Source organism: Qipengyuania pacifica, assembly GCF_019857205.1.
Lineage (GTDB): Bacteria > Pseudomonadota > Alphaproteobacteria > Sphingomonadales > Sphingomonadaceae > Qipengyuania > Qipengyuania pacifica.
In genome coordinates, this window is the sequence record NZ_JAHWXO010000002.1 from 97,447 (window position 1) to 112,517 (window position 15,071).

The window sequence follows — 15,071 nt, forward strand, 5'->3', positions numbered from 1 at the left end:
ACAACTGCCGCCTTGATGCTGACCGGCGGTAAGGAGCCGCCGGCTAGGCTTATCAGTTCGTGGTCGCGGTGCCGTCTTCCACGGCGTCTTCCGCGCGGTCGCTCATTTCGCCAGCAGCGTCGGCCTGTGCGTCGAGCGCTTCTTCCTTGGCTTCGTCGCCCTGTGCTTCGGCAAGGTCGGCCTGCTCTTCAAGCACGTCTTCCTGCGATTCGTACTTCTGCTCGGCCAGATCTTCCTTGGCTTCCTGCTCGCTTTCCGAGCATGCGCCCAGCGCGGTCATGGCGAATGCAGATGCGACGATTGCGGTTGTCTTGAATTTCACTTGGTTTCCCCTTGTCGTGAATCTCGAGAGCGAGAATTCGCCCCTCGGCCCCTGCTACGAACGAGATCCGCTTTGGTGCCCGCTTTATCCAAAAAAAGTTGCGCCGGTGCCTCGCCGTCCTCCGCAACCGCCCCTGTTCCCGCAGGCCCGCCCTGCGCCAGCCGATCGGCGAAATGGCGCGACAGCGCACATTCGCGGCGATCCATCTCGCCCTCGCAAGCCACCTCCCGGTCCTCCGCAGTCGCAGCGGGTAGACCGGCCTCCACCTCGCGCCGGATGCGCTCGTACACCGGGTGCCCGGGGCGGATATGCTCGCTATAGCGTTCGGGGCGGCGGTTGCGCAGGAAGAACATCACCAGCGCCTCGTTGTGCTTCACGCCATAGGTGATCAGCCCGCCATCGCGGTCGGTCTTCCATTCGGGCACGCCGTCGATCGCGCGGGCGAGCGCGCAATCCTCCAGCCGCTGTACGCCGCGCTCCACCGCGGCATCCCAGGCGGCGGAAAACTCCTCCGCGCCGGGGCGGTTGCGCAGCTTGTACAGCGCCTCCATGCTCGCCCCGATATGCATCGCCGCCTGGGTGACGATGCCCGTCGCCGCCAGATGCGCGATGAAGGCGCGCTGGCGCCCGGCGGTGATGGAATTGCGGCGCGCGGCCTTGTGGGGCACGGGGGTAAAGGCCAGCAGCGGATCGCCCGGCTGCGGCGGCAGGCCGATCCGCGCCACGGCAGAGGTCGCCTGCCGCGCGATCTTGCGGGTGGGGGTAGGGCGGTCTGACATGGAATATCCTCTCTATTGGGCAGGATCGCCAAGGCGCTGGCCGGAGCGCCACGGCAAGGAAAACGAAAGGCTCCCCCGAGGCGCAGCCGAGGCAAGCGCGACCGCCCGCCGCGGCTTATGCCGCGAAGCCAAGGCACACGGACGTGTGCCGCCCGGCGTCTGAGGGGCAAAAAGCGAAAACCCCCGAGGCGCAGCCGAGGCAAGGGCGACCGCGCGCCGCGGCCTATGCCGCGGAGCCAAGGCACACGGACGTGTGCCGCCCGGCGTCTGAGGGTCAAAAAAACAGGAATACGGTCGCTCATGACCACGCATAGAATGCAGATTATTTCCGTGTAGGAAAATGGTTTTTACCGGCGCACCCTAATCCCTGCGCAGCCACGCCAGCGCGCCCGCATCCATCCCCTTGAACTTGGGCCAGCCATCGGGGTCGTCCCCAGCGGCGCGCAGAGCAGCGCGGTGCCGTCGGGCAATTGCCATTTGATCCGGTGATAGAGCTTGGAGCGGGTGAGGGCGGAGCGCACCAGCCACAGCCCGTCCGCCAGCGGATGCCCGTCGCCATGTAGATCGATCGGCTCCGCAGGCGCGGCGGCGGGATCGTGCCAGATCAGATAGAGCGTGGGTTCGTCGGCCATACAGCCTCAATGCAGCACAACCGCGAAAGTTCGGGACAGTCTGTGCGACGCGCCTGCGTGGGATGATCCGGACCGCGCGCCGCGGACCGCAATCGCGGCTTCGCGCCCGTGCTTATGTGAGTGACGGTCAGGCAAACCAGCTCAAGATCAGCGCCAGCACCAAGAAGCCGACCAGTCCGGCCATGAAGATCACCCAGTTGCGCCGCTTGGTCAGGATGATCTCCGCACCGCGCGCCTTGTCGGCGTCATAGTGAAGGGGTTTGTCCTTGTGGTCCGATGGTGTGGGCATGGTGCTCTCCTCGCCCAACCAACTGGCGAGGGGCCGGGGGAGGTTCCGGGGACAGTTGAGTATTCTGTTATCGAAACTCCCGCATCGTCTTAGTGCCTGGATCTGGGCCGGGAGCAGACGGTCTGGTCACGAAGTTGGAGGAGCCCTCAGCGAACCTTCTGCATGCTGAGTTCGTTACGACAACATCGGAAGCGATGAGCCGGTGCCGAAGCCCTTCGCATCGTTAATCATCGTCGTCCGTCTTATCTCCGGGTCGAGGCTTCACTATAGGTAATACGTCAGTGAGTGCCGCGTGAAGTTTGGTGTTCTCATTCGACCTCAGAGCCCTGCCAATGAATTGCTCGAGCGCCTTCTGTTGGTAGTCGAGCTGCCTCGCTGCTTCAGCCAGCAGTCCCTTGTTATCGTAACAACGGAGAACTTTTTCGTAGTCTTGGGCGATGATCGCCGCATTGAGAGCAGACTTAGCTTCTCTGAAGATCGTCGGCGCATCAATTGCTGCTACAGCAGCTTTGAACTCGGTATCCAGAGCGGCTGGATCGTTGCTTGTAAGACCGATTAGTTTCATCGCCGTATCGATCCGTCGCTTCGTGTAGCGGATGCAGATTGCATCGATCTGCTGATTAGCCTGCGTCAGCACAAAGGTGCGCAGTGCACCTAGCCGCGATTGAGCGTCTTCGTCTGAAAACTGCAGCGTCATCGCTAGCGCAAGAAATACCTTCGGCAGAAGCAACAGATTCTCCACTTCAGAAACTGGAAGGCAATACACACCCTTTCCCTCGAGGTTGGCTGCCTCTTTACTGGAGCGTCCATCCCTGTCGACTAGGCCTGCGCAACCTACCCGGTGCAGTTCTGAACGAGCAGCAAAGCTATTGACGGTGTGGATCACTTGTTGACACGAACCGACAGGTATAACCGTGAAGTCGTTATACACCCGCCGGTACAAAGAAGAGTCGAGACTACTTCCTTCGCCCTCAACGAAAAGCACGGGGCGGCGGCTGCCGATGATAGTGGCGACCACTTCGTCGGGTATTTCCGCGTTTTCTGGGACAATTTCGATGTCCCACGCCTCTGTTGGCTCTTTCCGATAGCTACGAAGGGCGTACTTCGTAGCTGCTTGTCTGGACCCGGCAAACTCGACGTCGTGTGTGATATAGAGAAATGCGCAATCGGCGCGCGCGGACTCGATCTCGTCCCACAGTTTCGCGAGAATAGACTTGTTGATGTGTAACTCGGGCTCGTCGAAGATCAAAAGCGTGTTAGATTTAGCCAGCAGAGCTTGAGCGATTAGATAGAAGATTACACGTTCACCATCGCTCATGTCTGAGGCGGAGTATTCGGTCCCATCGGCAGTCTTCGTTTTGATATTGCTCCCTAGGATGACGATTTGGCGGTGTGGGAGCACCCTTTCCCAGATCTCTTTTAGCTTATCGATCTTTGCGACCGGGGGGGTAAGCGGGTTGCCCGGATCAGCCACTGCCTGCGCACGAAATGCGACTGAGACGTCGTTGTTCTCGGCGTACAATGCCGAGAGGACATGGTCGAAATCATTCAGTAGTACGGTCTCGGGTTTCTGGTTCCAGCGACTGATCTCCTTATGCCGCCGCTGATCATCGTCCCGACCAAACCAAAGACGATTCTGGGCAATCTCAAGGTTGGGAGGTACCACGTTCGGGTTAAGCAACAACGATCTGTGGGCCGCGATCCGGTGCGTCTCCACGGCGCCGTTAGCGAAGCGTCGTTCGAGGTGCACTCCTAGACGTGTCTTGCCTGCCCCGTTCGCTCCGATGAAAACGACACTTGCCCCGCTCTCGATTGAAATAGCTATCGAACCACTTGGCGTGTCAACGGAAACAGTTTCGTCAATCGGCATGCTTCCCCCTAATTTCGTCGAACTCGATATGAGAGAACAGGTATATTCGAGCCCTTGATCGGCTTCGACTGCCCATAAATCTCAGTATTACCCCCCTGAAGTCATTCAGCGTATCTCTTGTCCGCCAGTAGGTTGCAACAACGAAGGACTTGCTACACCAATACGACGAACCGGCTCGTGCCGTTAAACAAGCACAAGGTACCAGAAAGAATAGTCACGTTAGGTGTCGAACATGCGGTCCGCTGTTAAACGTGTTGGAAGCGAACGTCTGATTTCTGGCAAAGATCGCGGCATCTAGAACGTCCGAAAAGAGGGCGCAAAGCTGACCTTTCGGTCCGACTCTTGACCCATCCCCCCATCCCACAATGTGCGCGGCCATCCGTTGCGGGAACCTCCTCGCGATTTCCACATCGGGCAGATATAGTTGAGCATTGCCGGTCGCATCTGACGGGCGCCATCACATGCCATTGACCGCGCACCCCCTCCGCACCCATCTTGTAACACCGCTCAACCAACCCCATCTCAAACACAGCTACCAGTCGTGATCGACGGTCCTGAGGGCCAGTTGTCCTCCCTTCTTTCCATTTCGCCTCTTAGCGCGCGCATAAGCGGTCGCTGATGAGCGCCTGCGCGACCTGGAAGGATCTCCCATGACGAATTTCGGCACCATCAAGGCGTATGACAGTGGCAATGGCAATGGCACCATCGCGCCCGAACAGGGCGGCGAGCCGCTTCATTTCGGCAAGAACGATGTGCAGCAGCGTGCGGCGGAACCCCAGCAGGGTCAGCGTTACGGCTACGACACCAAGCAGGCCGGTGGCGGCAAGGTCCATGCGACCAATCTGCGCCAGCAACATCGCAGCGATGCGCACGGGCAGGCCGAAGCGGGAGATCCGCAGGCGCAGCAGGCCATGCAGCAAATGGGCTGATCGTGCGATCGGTCGGGGCGCGCCGTCCGGCGCGTCCGGGCCGTTCCCCCTCTGCAGGGCTTCTCTCCAACCCCCGCGAAAGGGGAACCGTCATGGCTATCAACGATCTGCTTCACGAACATGAGCTCGCCGTCCGGCGCGCCAGCGCGGCCACGGACGATGGCGAGCGTGGCAATCACTTTGCCAAGGTGGCCGAATATGCCGAGCGCGTGCGGCGCATGCGCGAGGATAATGCGGTGAAGGCCAATCTCGGCCCCGTCACGATCACCATCACGCAGCCTGAAACCATCATCTACGGCACCTATACCGGCGCGCTCGAACAGCCCTCGGCTGCGGTGGCGGTTAATTCCTGGGAAGGTGAGGGCGGGGCGCTCGATCCGCCGCAGGTCGTTCTGCCGGCGGGGGTGATCTGCAACGATGTGCGCCATTATCACGTCGGCCCCTATGTCTATCAGGATCTCGACCGTGCGGTGGCCGAACATATGCGGCAACTGTCGCAGCAGGCGGCAGACGGCGCGGGCGATCCGCCGGTTGATGATCCTGCGCGCGATTGACGGAACTTGACCCTTTGCGCCCGTTTCACTATGTGCGCGCCCATCCGGTGTAGGAACCGCCTTGCGATTCCCATCGGGCAGATAGAGCTGAACATTGCCGGTCATGTCCCGGGGCTCCCATTTGGCGGGCCCTTTTCTATTGCAGCGAAAGCTGGGGGCAGCCGTCAAAGTAACCCGGTGGCCGTGTGGGCCGATGGGTGGAGCGTTTCAGGCTCGTGCGATCATGCCGCCCCGGTGCTTACCCGCGCCGCGCGCGCTGCAGGCACGAACCCGGCGTACCGCCCCATCAACCCTCTAGTCGCCGCCAACCAACGGTGAAGTGAGTAATCATGCCGACAATCAACCAGCTGGTCCGCAAGGGCCGCGTTCCGCAGAAGGCCAAGAGCAAGGTCCCTGCGATGGAGCAGAACCCGCAGAAGCGCGGCGTCTGCACCCGCGTCTATACGACGACCCCGAAAAAGCCGAACTCGGCTCTGCGCAAGGTTGCCAAGGTCCGCCTGACCAACCAGCGCGAAGTCATCTCCTACATCCCGGGCGAAGGCCACAACCTGCAGGAACACAGCGTCGTGCTGATCCGCGGCGGCCGTGTTCGCGACCTTCCCGGCGTTCGCTACCACGTCCTTCGCGGCGTGCTCGATACGCAGGGTGTCAAGGACCGCAAGCAGAGCCGTTCGAAATACGGCGCCAAGCGTCCGAAGTAAGGCTTTCCCTTTTTCCGTCACCCCGGACTTGTTCCGGGGCGGTGCTTCCTTCTCACGCGCACGTCGCCTTGAAGAATGAAAAGCACTGGCCCGGAACAGGTCCGGGCTGACCGATCAGATTTTGGAGACATTGAAATGTCACGTCGTCGTCGTCCCGAGAAGCGGGAAATCCTGCCTGATCCCAAGTTCGGTGATCAGGTCCTGTCGAAGTTCATGAACAACCTCATGTATGACGGCAAGAAAGCCGTTGCCGAAGGTATCGTCTACACCGCGCTCGACGTGGTGGAAACGAAGGCCAAGGCCAATCCGGTCGAGCTGTTCCACGCAGCGCTCGACAACATCAAGCCGCAGGTCGAAGTGCGTTCGCGCCGCGTCGGCGGTGCGACGTATCAGGTCCCGGTCGAAGTTCGCCCAGAGCGTGCCCAGGCCCTGGCCATACGCTGGCTGATCACCGCTGCGCGCGGTCGTCCGGAAACCACCATGTCGGCTCGCCTTTCGGGCGAACTCATGGATGCGGCCAACAATCGCGGCAATGCCGTCAAGAAGCGCGAAGACACGCACCGCATGGCGGACGCGAACCGCGCCTTCTCGCACTACCGCTGGTAGGGCGCCCTGCTTGAAGGACCGGGGGAGGGGGATTCCTACTCTCCCGGTCTTCAAGTGGTCACATTGATACCCATATGGGGCGCGCACCTGCGCTAACCCCGAATTCGAGGAAAACCACATGGCTCGCGAATATCCGCTGGAGCGGTACCGCAATATCGGCATCATGGCCCACATCGATGCCGGCAAGACCACCACGACCGAGCGTATCCTCTACTACACCGGCAAGTCCTACAAGATCGGCGAAGTCCACGACGGCGCCGCCACCATGGACTGGATGGAGCAGGAGCAGGAACGCGGCATCACGATTACCTCGGCTGCCACGACCACCTTCTGGTCGGCCGAAGACGGTCAGGGTCCCAAGCACCGCATCAACATCATCGACACCCCCGGACACGTCGACTTCACCATCGAAGTCGAACGCTCGCTGCGCGTCCTCGACGGCGCCGTGGCCGTGTTTGATGGAGTTGCCGGGGTGGAACCCCAATCCGAAACCGTGTGGCGTCAGGCCGACAAGTACGGTGTCCCCCGCATGTGCTTCATCAACAAGCTCGACCGCACCGGCGCCGACTTCTACTACTGCGTCCAGTCGATCATCGACCGCCTCGGCGCGACCCCGCTGGTCCTCTATCTCCCGATCGGCGCGGAAAGCGACCTCAAGGGCGTCGTCGACCTCGTGAACATGCGCGGCATCGTCTGGGAAGACGACGGCCTCGGCGCGACGTTCAACTATGTCGACATCCCCGCGGACCTCGCCGACAAGGCAGCCGAATACCGTGAAAAGCTGGTCGAAACTGCCGTCGAGCAGGACGACGATGTCATGGAACAGTACCTCGAAGGCAACGAGCCTGACGCGGCGACGCTCAAGAAGCTGATCCGCAAGGGCACCATGGCGCGCGACTTCGTGCCTGTCGTCTGCGGCTCGGCGTTCAAGAACAAGGGCGTGCAGCCCCTGCTCGACGCCGTTGTGGACTACATGCCGAGCCCGCTCGACGTTCCGGCCATCAAGGGCGTGAAGCCCGACAGCGACGAAGAAGACACCCGTCCGTCGTCGGACGAGGCACCTTTCTCGGCGCTGGCCTTCAAGATCATGAACGACCCGTTCGTCGGGACGCTCACCTTCACCCGTATCTATTCGGGTCAGCTCTCCAAGGGTTCGGTTCTGAACTCGGTCAAGGAGAAGAAGGAAAAGATCGGCCGCATGCTGCTGATGCACTCCAACAACCGCGAAGACATCGATGAAGCATTCGCCGGCGATATCGTCGCGATTGCAGGTCTCAAGGAAACCACCACCGGCGACACCTTGTGTGCGTCGAGCGCTCCGATCATTCTGGAACGCATGGAATTCCCCGAGCCGGTCATCGAACTGTCTGTGGAACCGAAGACCAAGGCCGACCAGGAAAAGATGGGCGTTGCGCTCAACCGCCTGGCTGCCGAAGATCCCAGCTTCCGCGTGACGACCGACCACGAAAGCGGTCAGACGATCATCAAGGGCATGGGCGAGCTTCACCTCGACATCCTCGTCGATCGCATGAAGCGCGAGTTCAAAGTCGAAGCCAACGTCGGTGCGCCGCAGGTGGCTTACCGCGAATATCTCGGCAAGCCGGTGGATGTGGACTACACCCACAAGAAGCAGTCGGGTGGTTCGGGTCAGTTCGGCCGCGTCAAGGTCAAGGTCACCCCGGGTGAGCGCGGCCAGGGCTTCGTGTTTGAAGACGAGATCAAGGGCGGTAACATTCCGAAGGAATACATCCCTGCGATCGAAAAGGGGTTCCGCGAGCAGGCCGAAAGCGGCCACCTTGTCGGCTTCCCGATCATCGACTTCACCGTGACGCTTTATGACGGTGCGTACCACGACGTCGACTCGAGCGCGATCGCGTTCGAAATCGCCGGCCGCGGTGCCATGCGTGAAGTGGCGGACCGTTCGGGCATCAAGCTGCTCGAGCCGATCATGAAGGTCGAGGTCGTCACTCCCGAGGATTATCTCGGCGACGTGATCGGCGATCTCAACAGCCGTCGTGGCCAGATTCAGGGCACCGACACGCGCGGCAACGCGCAGGCCGTGGAAGCCAACGTGCCGCTGGCCAACATGTTCGGTTACGTCAACGAACTGCGCTCGTTTACTCAGGGCCGCGCCCAGTACTCGATGCAGTTCAGCCACTACGACGAAGTGCCGGCCAACGTCGCGCAGGAAGTCAAGGAGAAGCTTGCGTAAGCTAGCTTTGAGGTCTAGGGGCGGCGCCTGATTCCGCGGGCGCCGTTTCCTCCCCGCAGAAATTAAATTTTTAAGACAGAGGTTATTTAAAAATGGCGAAGGAAAAGTTCGAGCGTAACAAGCCGCACGTCAACGTCGGCACCATCGGTCACGTTGACCACGGCAAGACCACGCTGACCGCGGCAATCACCAAGGTTCAGGGTTCGGCTGTCGATTTCGCAAACATCGACAAGGCTCCCGAAGAGCGTGAACGCGGTATCACCATTTCGACCGCTCACGTCGAATATGAAACCGACGCACGTCACTATGCCCACGTCGATTGCCCGGGCCACGCCGACTACGTCAAGAACATGATCACCGGTGCTGCCCAGATGGACGGCGCTATCCTGGTTGTGAACGCAGCCGACGGCCCGATGCCCCAGACCCGCGAGCACATCCTGCTTGCCCGTCAGGTCGGCGTTCCGGCTCTGGTCGTGTACATGAACAAGGTCGATCAGGTCGACGACGAGGAAATCCTCGAGCTCGTCGAGCTGGAAGTTCGCGAACTGCTCAGCTCGTACGACTTCGACGGCGACAATATTCCGATCGTCAAGGGTTCGGCTCTGGCCGCTCTCGAAGGTCGCGATCCTGAAATCGGCGAAAACTCGATCAAGGAACTGATGGCTGCCGTCGACGAGCACATCCCGACTCCGGACCGTCCGGTCGACAAGCCGTTCCTGATGCCGATCGAAGACGTGTTCTCGATCTCGGGTCGCGGTACCGTTGTGACCGGCCGCGTCGAAACCGGCGTTGTGAACGTTGGCGACGAAGTCGAAATCGTCGGTATCAAGGACACCGCGAAGACGACCGTGACCGGCGTTGAAATGTTCCGCAAGCTGCTTGATCGCGGTGAAGCTGGCGACAACATCGGTGCCCTGATCCGCGGCGTTGCCCGTGAAGACGTCGAGCGTGGCCAGGTTCTGGCCAAGCCCGGTTCGGTCAATCCGCACACCGAGTTCAGCGCAGAAGTGTACGTCCTTTCGAAGGACGAAGGCGGCCGTCATACGCCGTTCTTCGCGAACTACCGTCCGCAGTTCTACTTCCGCACCACCGACGTCACCGGCGAAGTGATCCTTCCAGAAGGCACGGAAATGGTGATGCCTGGCGACAACGTGACGATCAGCGTCAAGCTGATTGCACCGATCGCCATGGACGAAGGTTTGCGCTTCGCAATCCGCGAAGGCGGCCGCACCGTCGGCTCGGGCGTTGTGAGCTCGATCACGAAGTAATCTTCGTCAGATCAAGTTAAATCGCGGGCCCGCTCCTCTTCAAGAGGGGCGGGCCTTCGTTTTAAGAGGGAGAAGGTTGCGATCATACCTTCCTCTCCAACCAATATTCCGTCTTCACAAATTCGACGGAATTGAGGGGTTGCCATGTGCGAGTCTCACCCGTATATGCGCGCCAAGAGACGGGGATTCGTCCCCTGAACACAACGAATTCATGAAAGGTCGCCCGTTCCGGGATGCCGGCACCAGCGGGGCTGGCCTTTCTTTTTTGTGGATCGGAAACGGTCCATTGGCTCTTTCGCATCGGTGTAGGTAATGGAAGCTCAGAATATCCGCATTCGCCTCAAGGCGTTCGACCATCGTGTTCTCGACCAGGCAACTGGCGAAATCGCAGATACCGCACGTCGTACTGGCGCGCTTATTCGCGGCCCCATTCCCATGCCGACGCGTATCGAGAAGTTCACCGTGAACCGTGGCCCGCACATCGACAAGAAGTCGCGCGAGCAGTTCGAGGTGCGCACCTACAAGCGGCTGCTCGACATTGTGCAGCCCAACGCCCAGACCGTCGACGCGCTGATGAAGCTCGACCTTGCTGCCGGCGTGAACGTCGAAATCAAGCTGGCCTGAGCCGACTGATTTCCGTCCCCCTCCCGGACGTTAAATGGGTAGGGAAGTTTAGGGGTGCTCGATAGCCCCGCCGGTCCGGAAGGTCCGGCAAGACATCGGGATACCGCCGGTCTGTTCCAGAAGGAATTAGATCGGGTCTGCGTCCTCCGTCTCGCTACCTAGGCAATATGCTGCGGTGGCACTCAGCCCGGACGGGGCGACGTATCATGAAACGGGCTGGCAAGCACCTCGGATGGGCCGCGGTGCCTCTGTTTAGGAGTTTTACGATGCGCACTGGCGTTATCGCAAAGAAAGTCGGGATGACCCGCCTCTTCCAGGAGGACGGTCGGCATGTGCCGGTTACCGTTCTTGCGCTGGAAAACTGCCAGGTCACTGCTCACCGCACTGCCGATCGCGATGGTTACTTCGCGGTTCAGGTCGGTTCGGGCGAGGCCAAGCAAAAGAATGTGAACAAGCCGCAGCGCGAAGCTTTCGCCAAGGCTCAGGTTCCGCTGAAGATGAAGGTCGCCGAATTTCGCGTCGACACCGAAGAAGCGCTGCTTCCCGTCGGTGCCCGCATTTCGGCCGAGCACTTCATTGCTGGCCAGAAGGTCGACATCACCGGTCATACCCAGGGTAAGGGTTTTGCAGGTGCCATGAAGCGTTGGGGCTTCGGTGGTCTGCGCGCTACCCATGGTGTGTCGCTCTCGCACCGTTCGCACGGTTCGACGGGTAACCGCCAGGATCCGGGCCGCGTGTTCAAGGGCAAGAAGATGGCTGGCCATATGGGCGACCGTCAACGCACCCAGCAGAACCTCGAAATCGTTCGTACCGACGCTGATCGCGGCCTTCTCTTCGTCAAGGGCTCTGTCCCGGGTGCGAAGAATGGGTGGCTGCTGGTCAAGGATGCGGTCAAGATCGATCATGCAGAACTGCCGTTCCCGGGTGTGATGTATCGCAACCGCGACGAATTCGAACATCAGGAAGCTGATGCCGGTCTCGTCGAGAACGCTGCAGAGCATGAAGTCAGCACGGAAGTTTCCGCCGAACAGCAGGAAAAGCTGCTGAAAGAGCAGGAAGCTGGTGTCGACACCGAAACCACCACCGATACGCCCGAAGCCGATGCCGGCTCGGACGAAAACAAGGAGGGCTGATCCGTGAAGGTGAAGGTCCAGAAAATCGACGGCAAGGCGTCGGGCGACATCGAACTGAACGATGACGTGTTCGGTGTCGAACCGCGCGCAGACATCCTGCATCGCGTTGTCACCTGGCAGCTCGAAAATCGCCGTGGTACGGCTCGCCCGACCCGCGAACGCTCGGACGTTGCCCGCACCGGCAAGAAGTGGGGCCGCCAGAAGGGCGGCGGCACGGCTCGCCATGGCGATCGCGGCGCTCCGATCTTCATCGGTGGCGGTAAGGCTCACGGTGCGCGCAAGCGTGACTTCGAGCAGTCGCTGAACAAGAAGGTTCGTGCACTCGGTCTCAAGATGGCTCTGTCGACGAAGGCCAAGGACGGTCTCGTGATCGTCGACAGCCTCGAGCTGAAAGATGCCAAGACCAAGGCGCTTGTTGCTACGTTCGGCCAGAATGGCTGGAGCGGCAAGGTCCTCGTGATCGATGGCGAAAGCGTCAACGACGGTTTCAGCAAGGCTGCTCGCAACATCCCGGGCGTCAATGTGATGCCGGCGATGGGTGCCAACGTCTACGACATCCTGAAGCACGACACGCTGGTCCTCACCAAGGACGCGGTCGAAAAGCTGGAGGCCCGTTTCAATGGCTAAGAAGCAGGAAGTTGAAGCACGTCACTACGACGTCGTGCTCGCACCGCACATCACCGAGAAGGCTACGCTTGCTTCCGAGCATAACGCGGTCGTCTTCAAGGTCGCCAACACCGCCACGAAGCCGCAGATTAAGGAAGCGGTCGAAGCGATCTTCGGTGTTAGCGTTATGGGCGTGAACACCATCAACATGAAGGGCAAGACCAAGCGCTGGAAGGGCAAGGCTTACAAGCGTGTCGACCAGAAGAAGGCTGTGGTCACCCTGAAGGACGGCGATTCAATCGACGTCACCAGCGGTATCTGAGGGCAGATAAGACATGGCACTCAAGAACTATAAACCTACGAGCCCGGGCCGTCGTGGCCTGATCCTCGTCGACAAGTCGGCCCTCTACAAGGGCAAGCCGGTCAAGTCGCTCGTCGAAGGCAAGCGCAAGACCGGTGGCCGCAACAACAAGGGTCACGTCACCTCGCGCGGCATGGCTGGCGGTCACAAGCAGAAGTACCGTTACGTTGACTTCAAGCGTCGCAAGTGGGACGTCGAAGGCACCGTCGAGCGGCTCGAGTATGACCCGAACCGCACCGCGTTCATTGCCCTGGTCAAGTACACCGACGGTGAACTGGCTTACATCCTTGCTCCGCAGCGTCTTGCTGTCGGCGACAAGGTTGTGGCTGGTGAAAAGTGCGACACGAAGCCTGGTAACGCCATGCTGCTCGGTCAGATGCCGGTCGGCACGATCTGCCACAATGTGGAAATGAAGCCTGGCAAGGGCGGTCAGATCGCTCGTGCTGCTGGTTCGTATGTCCAGCTGGTCGGTCGCGATCGCGGCATGGTCATCGTGCGCCTCAACAGCGGCGAGCAGCGTTATCTGCGCGCCGACTGCATGGGAACCGTCGGTGCCGTTTCGAACCCGGACAACCAGAACCAGAACTTGGGCAAGGCCGGACGTCGTCGCTGGATGGGCATCAAGCCGCTGACCCGCGGTGTCGCCAAGAACCCGGTCGATCACCCGCACGGTGGTGGTGAAGGCCGCACGAGCGGTGGCCGTCATCCGGTCACTCCGTGGGGCAAGCCGACCAAGGGCGCCCGTACCCGCAAGAACAAGCAGACGGACAAGATGATCATCCGTTCGCGCCACGCGAAGAAGAAGAGGTAATCCGACATGGCTCGTTCCGTCTGGAAAGGTCCGTTCGTCGAGCTCAGCCTTCTAAAGAAGGCAGAGACCGCCCAGGACGCCGGTGGCGCCAAGCCGATCAAGACTTGGTCGCGCCGTTCCACCATCCTGCCGCAGTTCGTTGGTCTGACGTTCAACGTCTACAACGGTCACAAGTTCATCCCGGTCTCCGTTTCGGAAGAGATGGTCGGCCACAAACTCGGCGAGTTCGCACCGACGCGCACTTTCCCGGGTCATGCTGCCGACAAGAAGGGTAAGCGCTGATGAGCAAGCAGAAGGCACCCCGTCGCGTTGCCGAAAACGAGGCGCTGGCCGTCGGAACCACCATTCGTGGTTCGGCGCAGAAGCTCAACCTCGTTGCCGGTCTGATCCGCGGCAAGAAGGCCGAAGAGGCCATGAACATCCTCGCTTTCTCCAAGAAGGCGATGGCGCGTGACGCCAGCAAGGTTCTCGCTTCGGCGATCGCCAATGCGGAAAACAACCACAACCTCGATGTCGACGCGCTGGTCGTTGCCGAGGCTTCGGTAGGCAAGTCGATCACGATGAAGCGTTTCCACACCCGTGGCCGCGGCAAGTCGACGCGCATCCTGAAGCCGTTCAGCCGCCTTCGTATCGTCGTCCGCGAGCAGGAAGAGGCGTAAGATGGGCCATAAAAGCAACCCGATCGGTCTGCGCCTGCAGATCAACCGCACCTGGGACAGCCGCTGGTACGCCGAAGGGCGCGACTATGCCAAGCTGCTCAGCGAAGATGTAGAGATCCGCAAGTACATCGTGAAGAGCCTGCCGCAGGCAGCCATCTCGAAGGTCGTGATCGAACGTCCGGCCAAGCTGTGCCGCATTTCGATCTATGCCGCTCGCCCCGGTGTCATCATCGGCAAGAAGGGCGCGGACATCGAGAAGCTGCGTGCCAAGCTGTCGAAGATGACCGCAAGCGAAGTGAAGCTGAACATCGTCGAAATCCGCAAGCCGGAAATCGACGCCAAGCTCGTCGCCCAGGGCATCGCCGACCAGCTTATCCGCCGCGTGGCTTTCCGCCGTGCAATGAAGCGTGCCGTTCAGTCGGCACTGCGTCTGGGCGCCGAAGGGATCAAGATCACCTGCGGTGGCCGTCTCGGCGGCGCTGAAATCGCGCGTATCGAATGGTATCGTGAAGGCCGTGTGCCGCTTCACACCCTGCGCGCCAACATCGACTATGCGGAAGCCGAAGCGCTGACCGCCTACGGGATCATCGGCATCAAGTGCTGGATCTTCAAGGGTGAGATCATGGCGCATGACCCGACCGCTCAGGATCGCCTCATGATGGAAGCCCAGACCTCTGGCGTCCGTCCGGCTCGCTGATTGCAGGATTAGGAAAGA

19 protein-coding genes are annotated in these 15,071 nt (G+C 60.6%); 14 read left to right on the forward strand and 5 right to left on the reverse strand.

Translation table 11 applies throughout. From position 1 onward, the window contains the following. Positions 1-52: 52 nt before the first annotated feature. The 5 genes from KYK83_RS03580 to KYK83_RS03600 all read right to left on the reverse strand — a co-directional run bounded on the left by KYK83_RS03580 (position 53) and on the right by KYK83_RS03600 (position 3,892). Positions 53-322, reverse strand: coding sequence for a hypothetical protein (locus KYK83_RS03580; protein ID WP_103023184.1), 270 nt, complete (start codon positions 320-322; stop codon positions 53-55). Next, positions 319-1,101 (reverse strand): hypothetical protein, encoded by a 783-nt coding sequence (locus KYK83_RS03585; RefSeq protein WP_222827226.1) that lies wholly within the window; start codon positions 1,099-1,101, stop codon positions 319-321. Before KYK83_RS03585 ends, KYK83_RS03580 begins: the two co-directional genes overlap by 4 nt. A gap of 347 nt (positions 1,102-1,448) precedes the next feature. Then, the gene (locus KYK83_RS03590) at positions 1,449-1,733 is read right to left on the reverse strand and encodes a hypothetical protein (protein ID WP_222827227.1); all 285 of its coding nucleotides are present in this window, start codon (positions 1,731-1,733) and stop codon (positions 1,449-1,451) included. Positions 1,734-1,860: 127 nt separating this feature from the next. Continuing rightward, positions 1,861-2,022 carry a hypothetical protein gene (locus KYK83_RS03595; RefSeq protein WP_222827228.1) on the reverse strand — a complete coding sequence of 54 codons (162 nt, stop codon included), beginning with the start codon at positions 2,020-2,022 and terminating at the stop codon, positions 1,861-1,863. A gap of 223 nt (positions 2,023-2,245) precedes the next feature. Next, positions 2,246-3,892, reverse strand: coding sequence for a DUF4435 domain-containing protein (locus KYK83_RS03600; RefSeq protein WP_222827229.1), 1,647 nt, complete (start codon positions 3,890-3,892; stop codon positions 2,246-2,248). A gap of 650 nt (positions 3,893-4,542) precedes the next feature. Between KYK83_RS03600 and KYK83_RS03605 the strand changes: the two genes are divergently transcribed. From KYK83_RS03605 to rpsC, 14 genes are all read left to right on the forward strand, one after another. Then, positions 4,543-4,821 (forward strand): cold-shock protein, encoded by a 279-nt coding sequence (locus tag KYK83_RS03605; RefSeq protein WP_222827230.1) that lies wholly within the window; start codon positions 4,543-4,545, stop codon positions 4,819-4,821. Between the two features lie 92 nt (positions 4,822-4,913). Continuing rightward, complete coding sequence (locus KYK83_RS03610; RefSeq protein WP_222827231.1) at positions 4,914-5,375, forward strand: hypothetical protein; 462 nt, start codon at positions 4,914-4,916, stop codon at positions 5,373-5,375. Between the two features lie 329 nt (positions 5,376-5,704). Then, positions 5,705-6,076: a 30S ribosomal protein S12 gene (gene rpsL / locus KYK83_RS03615; RefSeq protein WP_006831873.1), complete on the forward strand. Its 372-nt coding sequence runs from the start codon at positions 5,705-5,707 to the stop codon at positions 6,074-6,076. 135 nt (positions 6,077-6,211) lie between these two features. Beyond that, the gene (gene rpsG / locus KYK83_RS03620; protein WP_103023192.1) at positions 6,212-6,682 is read left to right on the forward strand and encodes a 30S ribosomal protein S7; all 471 of its coding nucleotides are present in this window, start codon (positions 6,212-6,214) and stop codon (positions 6,680-6,682) included. 118 nt (positions 6,683-6,800) lie between these two features. Beyond that, positions 6,801-8,894 carry an elongation factor G gene (gene fusA / locus KYK83_RS03625; protein ID WP_103023193.1) on the forward strand — a complete coding sequence of 698 codons (2,094 nt, stop codon included), beginning with the start codon at positions 6,801-6,803 and terminating at the stop codon, positions 8,892-8,894. A 92-nt stretch (positions 8,895-8,986) separates the two neighbouring features. Further along, positions 8,987-10,162: an elongation factor Tu gene (gene tuf, locus KYK83_RS03630; protein ID WP_103023194.1), complete on the forward strand. Its 1,176-nt coding sequence runs from the start codon at positions 8,987-8,989 to the stop codon at positions 10,160-10,162. 312 nt (positions 10,163-10,474) lie between these two features. Beyond that, positions 10,475-10,786, forward strand: a complete 312-nt coding sequence (gene rpsJ / locus KYK83_RS03635; RefSeq protein ID WP_006831877.1) for a 30S ribosomal protein S10 — start codon at positions 10,475-10,477, stop codon at positions 10,784-10,786. Positions 10,787-11,052: 266 nt separating this feature from the next. Beyond that, positions 11,053-11,919: a 50S ribosomal protein L3 gene (rplC, locus tag KYK83_RS03640; RefSeq protein ID WP_103023195.1), complete on the forward strand. Its 867-nt coding sequence runs from the start codon at positions 11,053-11,055 to the stop codon at positions 11,917-11,919. A gap of 3 nt (positions 11,920-11,922) precedes the next feature. Next, on the forward strand, positions 11,923-12,546 hold the full coding sequence (gene rplD, locus KYK83_RS03645; protein WP_103023196.1) for a 50S ribosomal protein L4: 624 nt from the start codon (positions 11,923-11,925) through the stop codon (positions 12,544-12,546). After that, positions 12,539-12,847 (forward strand): 50S ribosomal protein L23, encoded by a 309-nt coding sequence (locus KYK83_RS03650; RefSeq protein WP_103023197.1) that lies wholly within the window; start codon positions 12,539-12,541, stop codon positions 12,845-12,847. Before rplD ends, KYK83_RS03650 begins: the two co-directional genes overlap by 8 nt. Before the next feature lie 13 nt (positions 12,848-12,860). Then, positions 12,861-13,697, forward strand: a complete 837-nt coding sequence (rplB, locus tag KYK83_RS03655; RefSeq protein ID WP_103023198.1) for a 50S ribosomal protein L2 — start codon at positions 12,861-12,863, stop codon at positions 13,695-13,697. Between the two features lie 6 nt (positions 13,698-13,703). Further along, the gene (rpsS, locus tag KYK83_RS03660; RefSeq protein WP_067464762.1) at positions 13,704-13,979 is read left to right on the forward strand and encodes a 30S ribosomal protein S19; all 276 of its coding nucleotides are present in this window, start codon (positions 13,704-13,706) and stop codon (positions 13,977-13,979) included. After that, positions 13,979-14,356 carry a 50S ribosomal protein L22 gene (gene rplV / locus KYK83_RS03665; RefSeq protein ID WP_103023199.1) on the forward strand — a complete coding sequence of 126 codons (378 nt, stop codon included), beginning with the start codon at positions 13,979-13,981 and terminating at the stop codon, positions 14,354-14,356. Before rpsS ends, rplV begins: the two co-directional genes overlap by 1 nt. 1 nt (position 14,357) lies before the next feature. Continuing rightward, positions 14,358-15,053 carry a 30S ribosomal protein S3 gene (gene rpsC, locus KYK83_RS03670; protein WP_103023200.1) on the forward strand — a complete coding sequence of 232 codons (696 nt, stop codon included), beginning with the start codon at positions 14,358-14,360 and terminating at the stop codon, positions 15,051-15,053. Positions 15,054-15,071 lie beyond the last annotated feature (18 nt).

What these genes read in the sequence shown, in the direction of transcription:
- KYK83_RS03585 (WP_222827226.1), bottom strand. Translation starts at nt 1,101, where the DNA reads ATGTCAGACCGCCCTACCCCCACCCGCAAGATCGCGCGGCAGGCGACC.
- KYK83_RS03590 (WP_222827227.1), bottom strand. Translation starts at nt 1,733, where the DNA reads ATGGCCGACGAACCCACGCTCTATCTGATCTGGCACGATCCCGCCGCC.
- KYK83_RS03595 (WP_222827228.1), bottom strand. Translation starts at nt 2,022, where the DNA reads ATGCCCACACCATCGGACCACAAGGACAAACCCCTTCACTATGACGCC.
- KYK83_RS03600 (WP_222827229.1), bottom strand. Translation starts at nt 3,892, where the DNA reads ATGCCGATTGACGAAACTGTTTCCGTTGACACGCCAAGTGGTTCGATA.
- KYK83_RS03605 (WP_222827230.1), top strand. Translation starts at nt 4,543, where the DNA reads ATGACGAATTTCGGCACCATCAAGGCGTATGACAGTGGCAATGGCAAT.
- KYK83_RS03610 (WP_222827231.1), top strand. Translation starts at nt 4,914, where the DNA reads ATGGCTATCAACGATCTGCTTCACGAACATGAGCTCGCCGTCCGGCGC.
- rpsL (WP_006831873.1), top strand. Translation starts at nt 5,705, where the DNA reads ATGCCGACAATCAACCAGCTGGTCCGCAAGGGCCGCGTTCCGCAGAAG.
- rpsG (WP_103023192.1), top strand. Translation starts at nt 6,212, where the DNA reads ATGTCACGTCGTCGTCGTCCCGAGAAGCGGGAAATCCTGCCTGATCCC.
- fusA (WP_103023193.1), top strand. Translation starts at nt 6,801, where the DNA reads ATGGCTCGCGAATATCCGCTGGAGCGGTACCGCAATATCGGCATCATG.
- tuf (WP_103023194.1), top strand. Translation starts at nt 8,987, where the DNA reads ATGGCGAAGGAAAAGTTCGAGCGTAACAAGCCGCACGTCAACGTCGGC.
- rpsJ (WP_006831877.1), top strand. Translation starts at nt 10,475, where the DNA reads ATGGAAGCTCAGAATATCCGCATTCGCCTCAAGGCGTTCGACCATCGT.
- rplC (WP_103023195.1), top strand. Translation starts at nt 11,053, where the DNA reads ATGCGCACTGGCGTTATCGCAAAGAAAGTCGGGATGACCCGCCTCTTC.
- KYK83_RS03650 (WP_103023197.1), top strand. Translation starts at nt 12,539, where the DNA reads ATGGCTAAGAAGCAGGAAGTTGAAGCACGTCACTACGACGTCGTGCTC.
- rplB (WP_103023198.1), top strand. Translation starts at nt 12,861, where the DNA reads ATGGCACTCAAGAACTATAAACCTACGAGCCCGGGCCGTCGTGGCCTG.
- rpsS (WP_067464762.1), top strand. Translation starts at nt 13,704, where the DNA reads ATGGCTCGTTCCGTCTGGAAAGGTCCGTTCGTCGAGCTCAGCCTTCTA.
- rplV (WP_103023199.1), top strand. Translation starts at nt 13,979, where the DNA reads ATGAGCAAGCAGAAGGCACCCCGTCGCGTTGCCGAAAACGAGGCGCTG.
- rpsC (WP_103023200.1), top strand. Translation starts at nt 14,358, where the DNA reads ATGGGCCATAAAAGCAACCCGATCGGTCTGCGCCTGCAGATCAACCGC.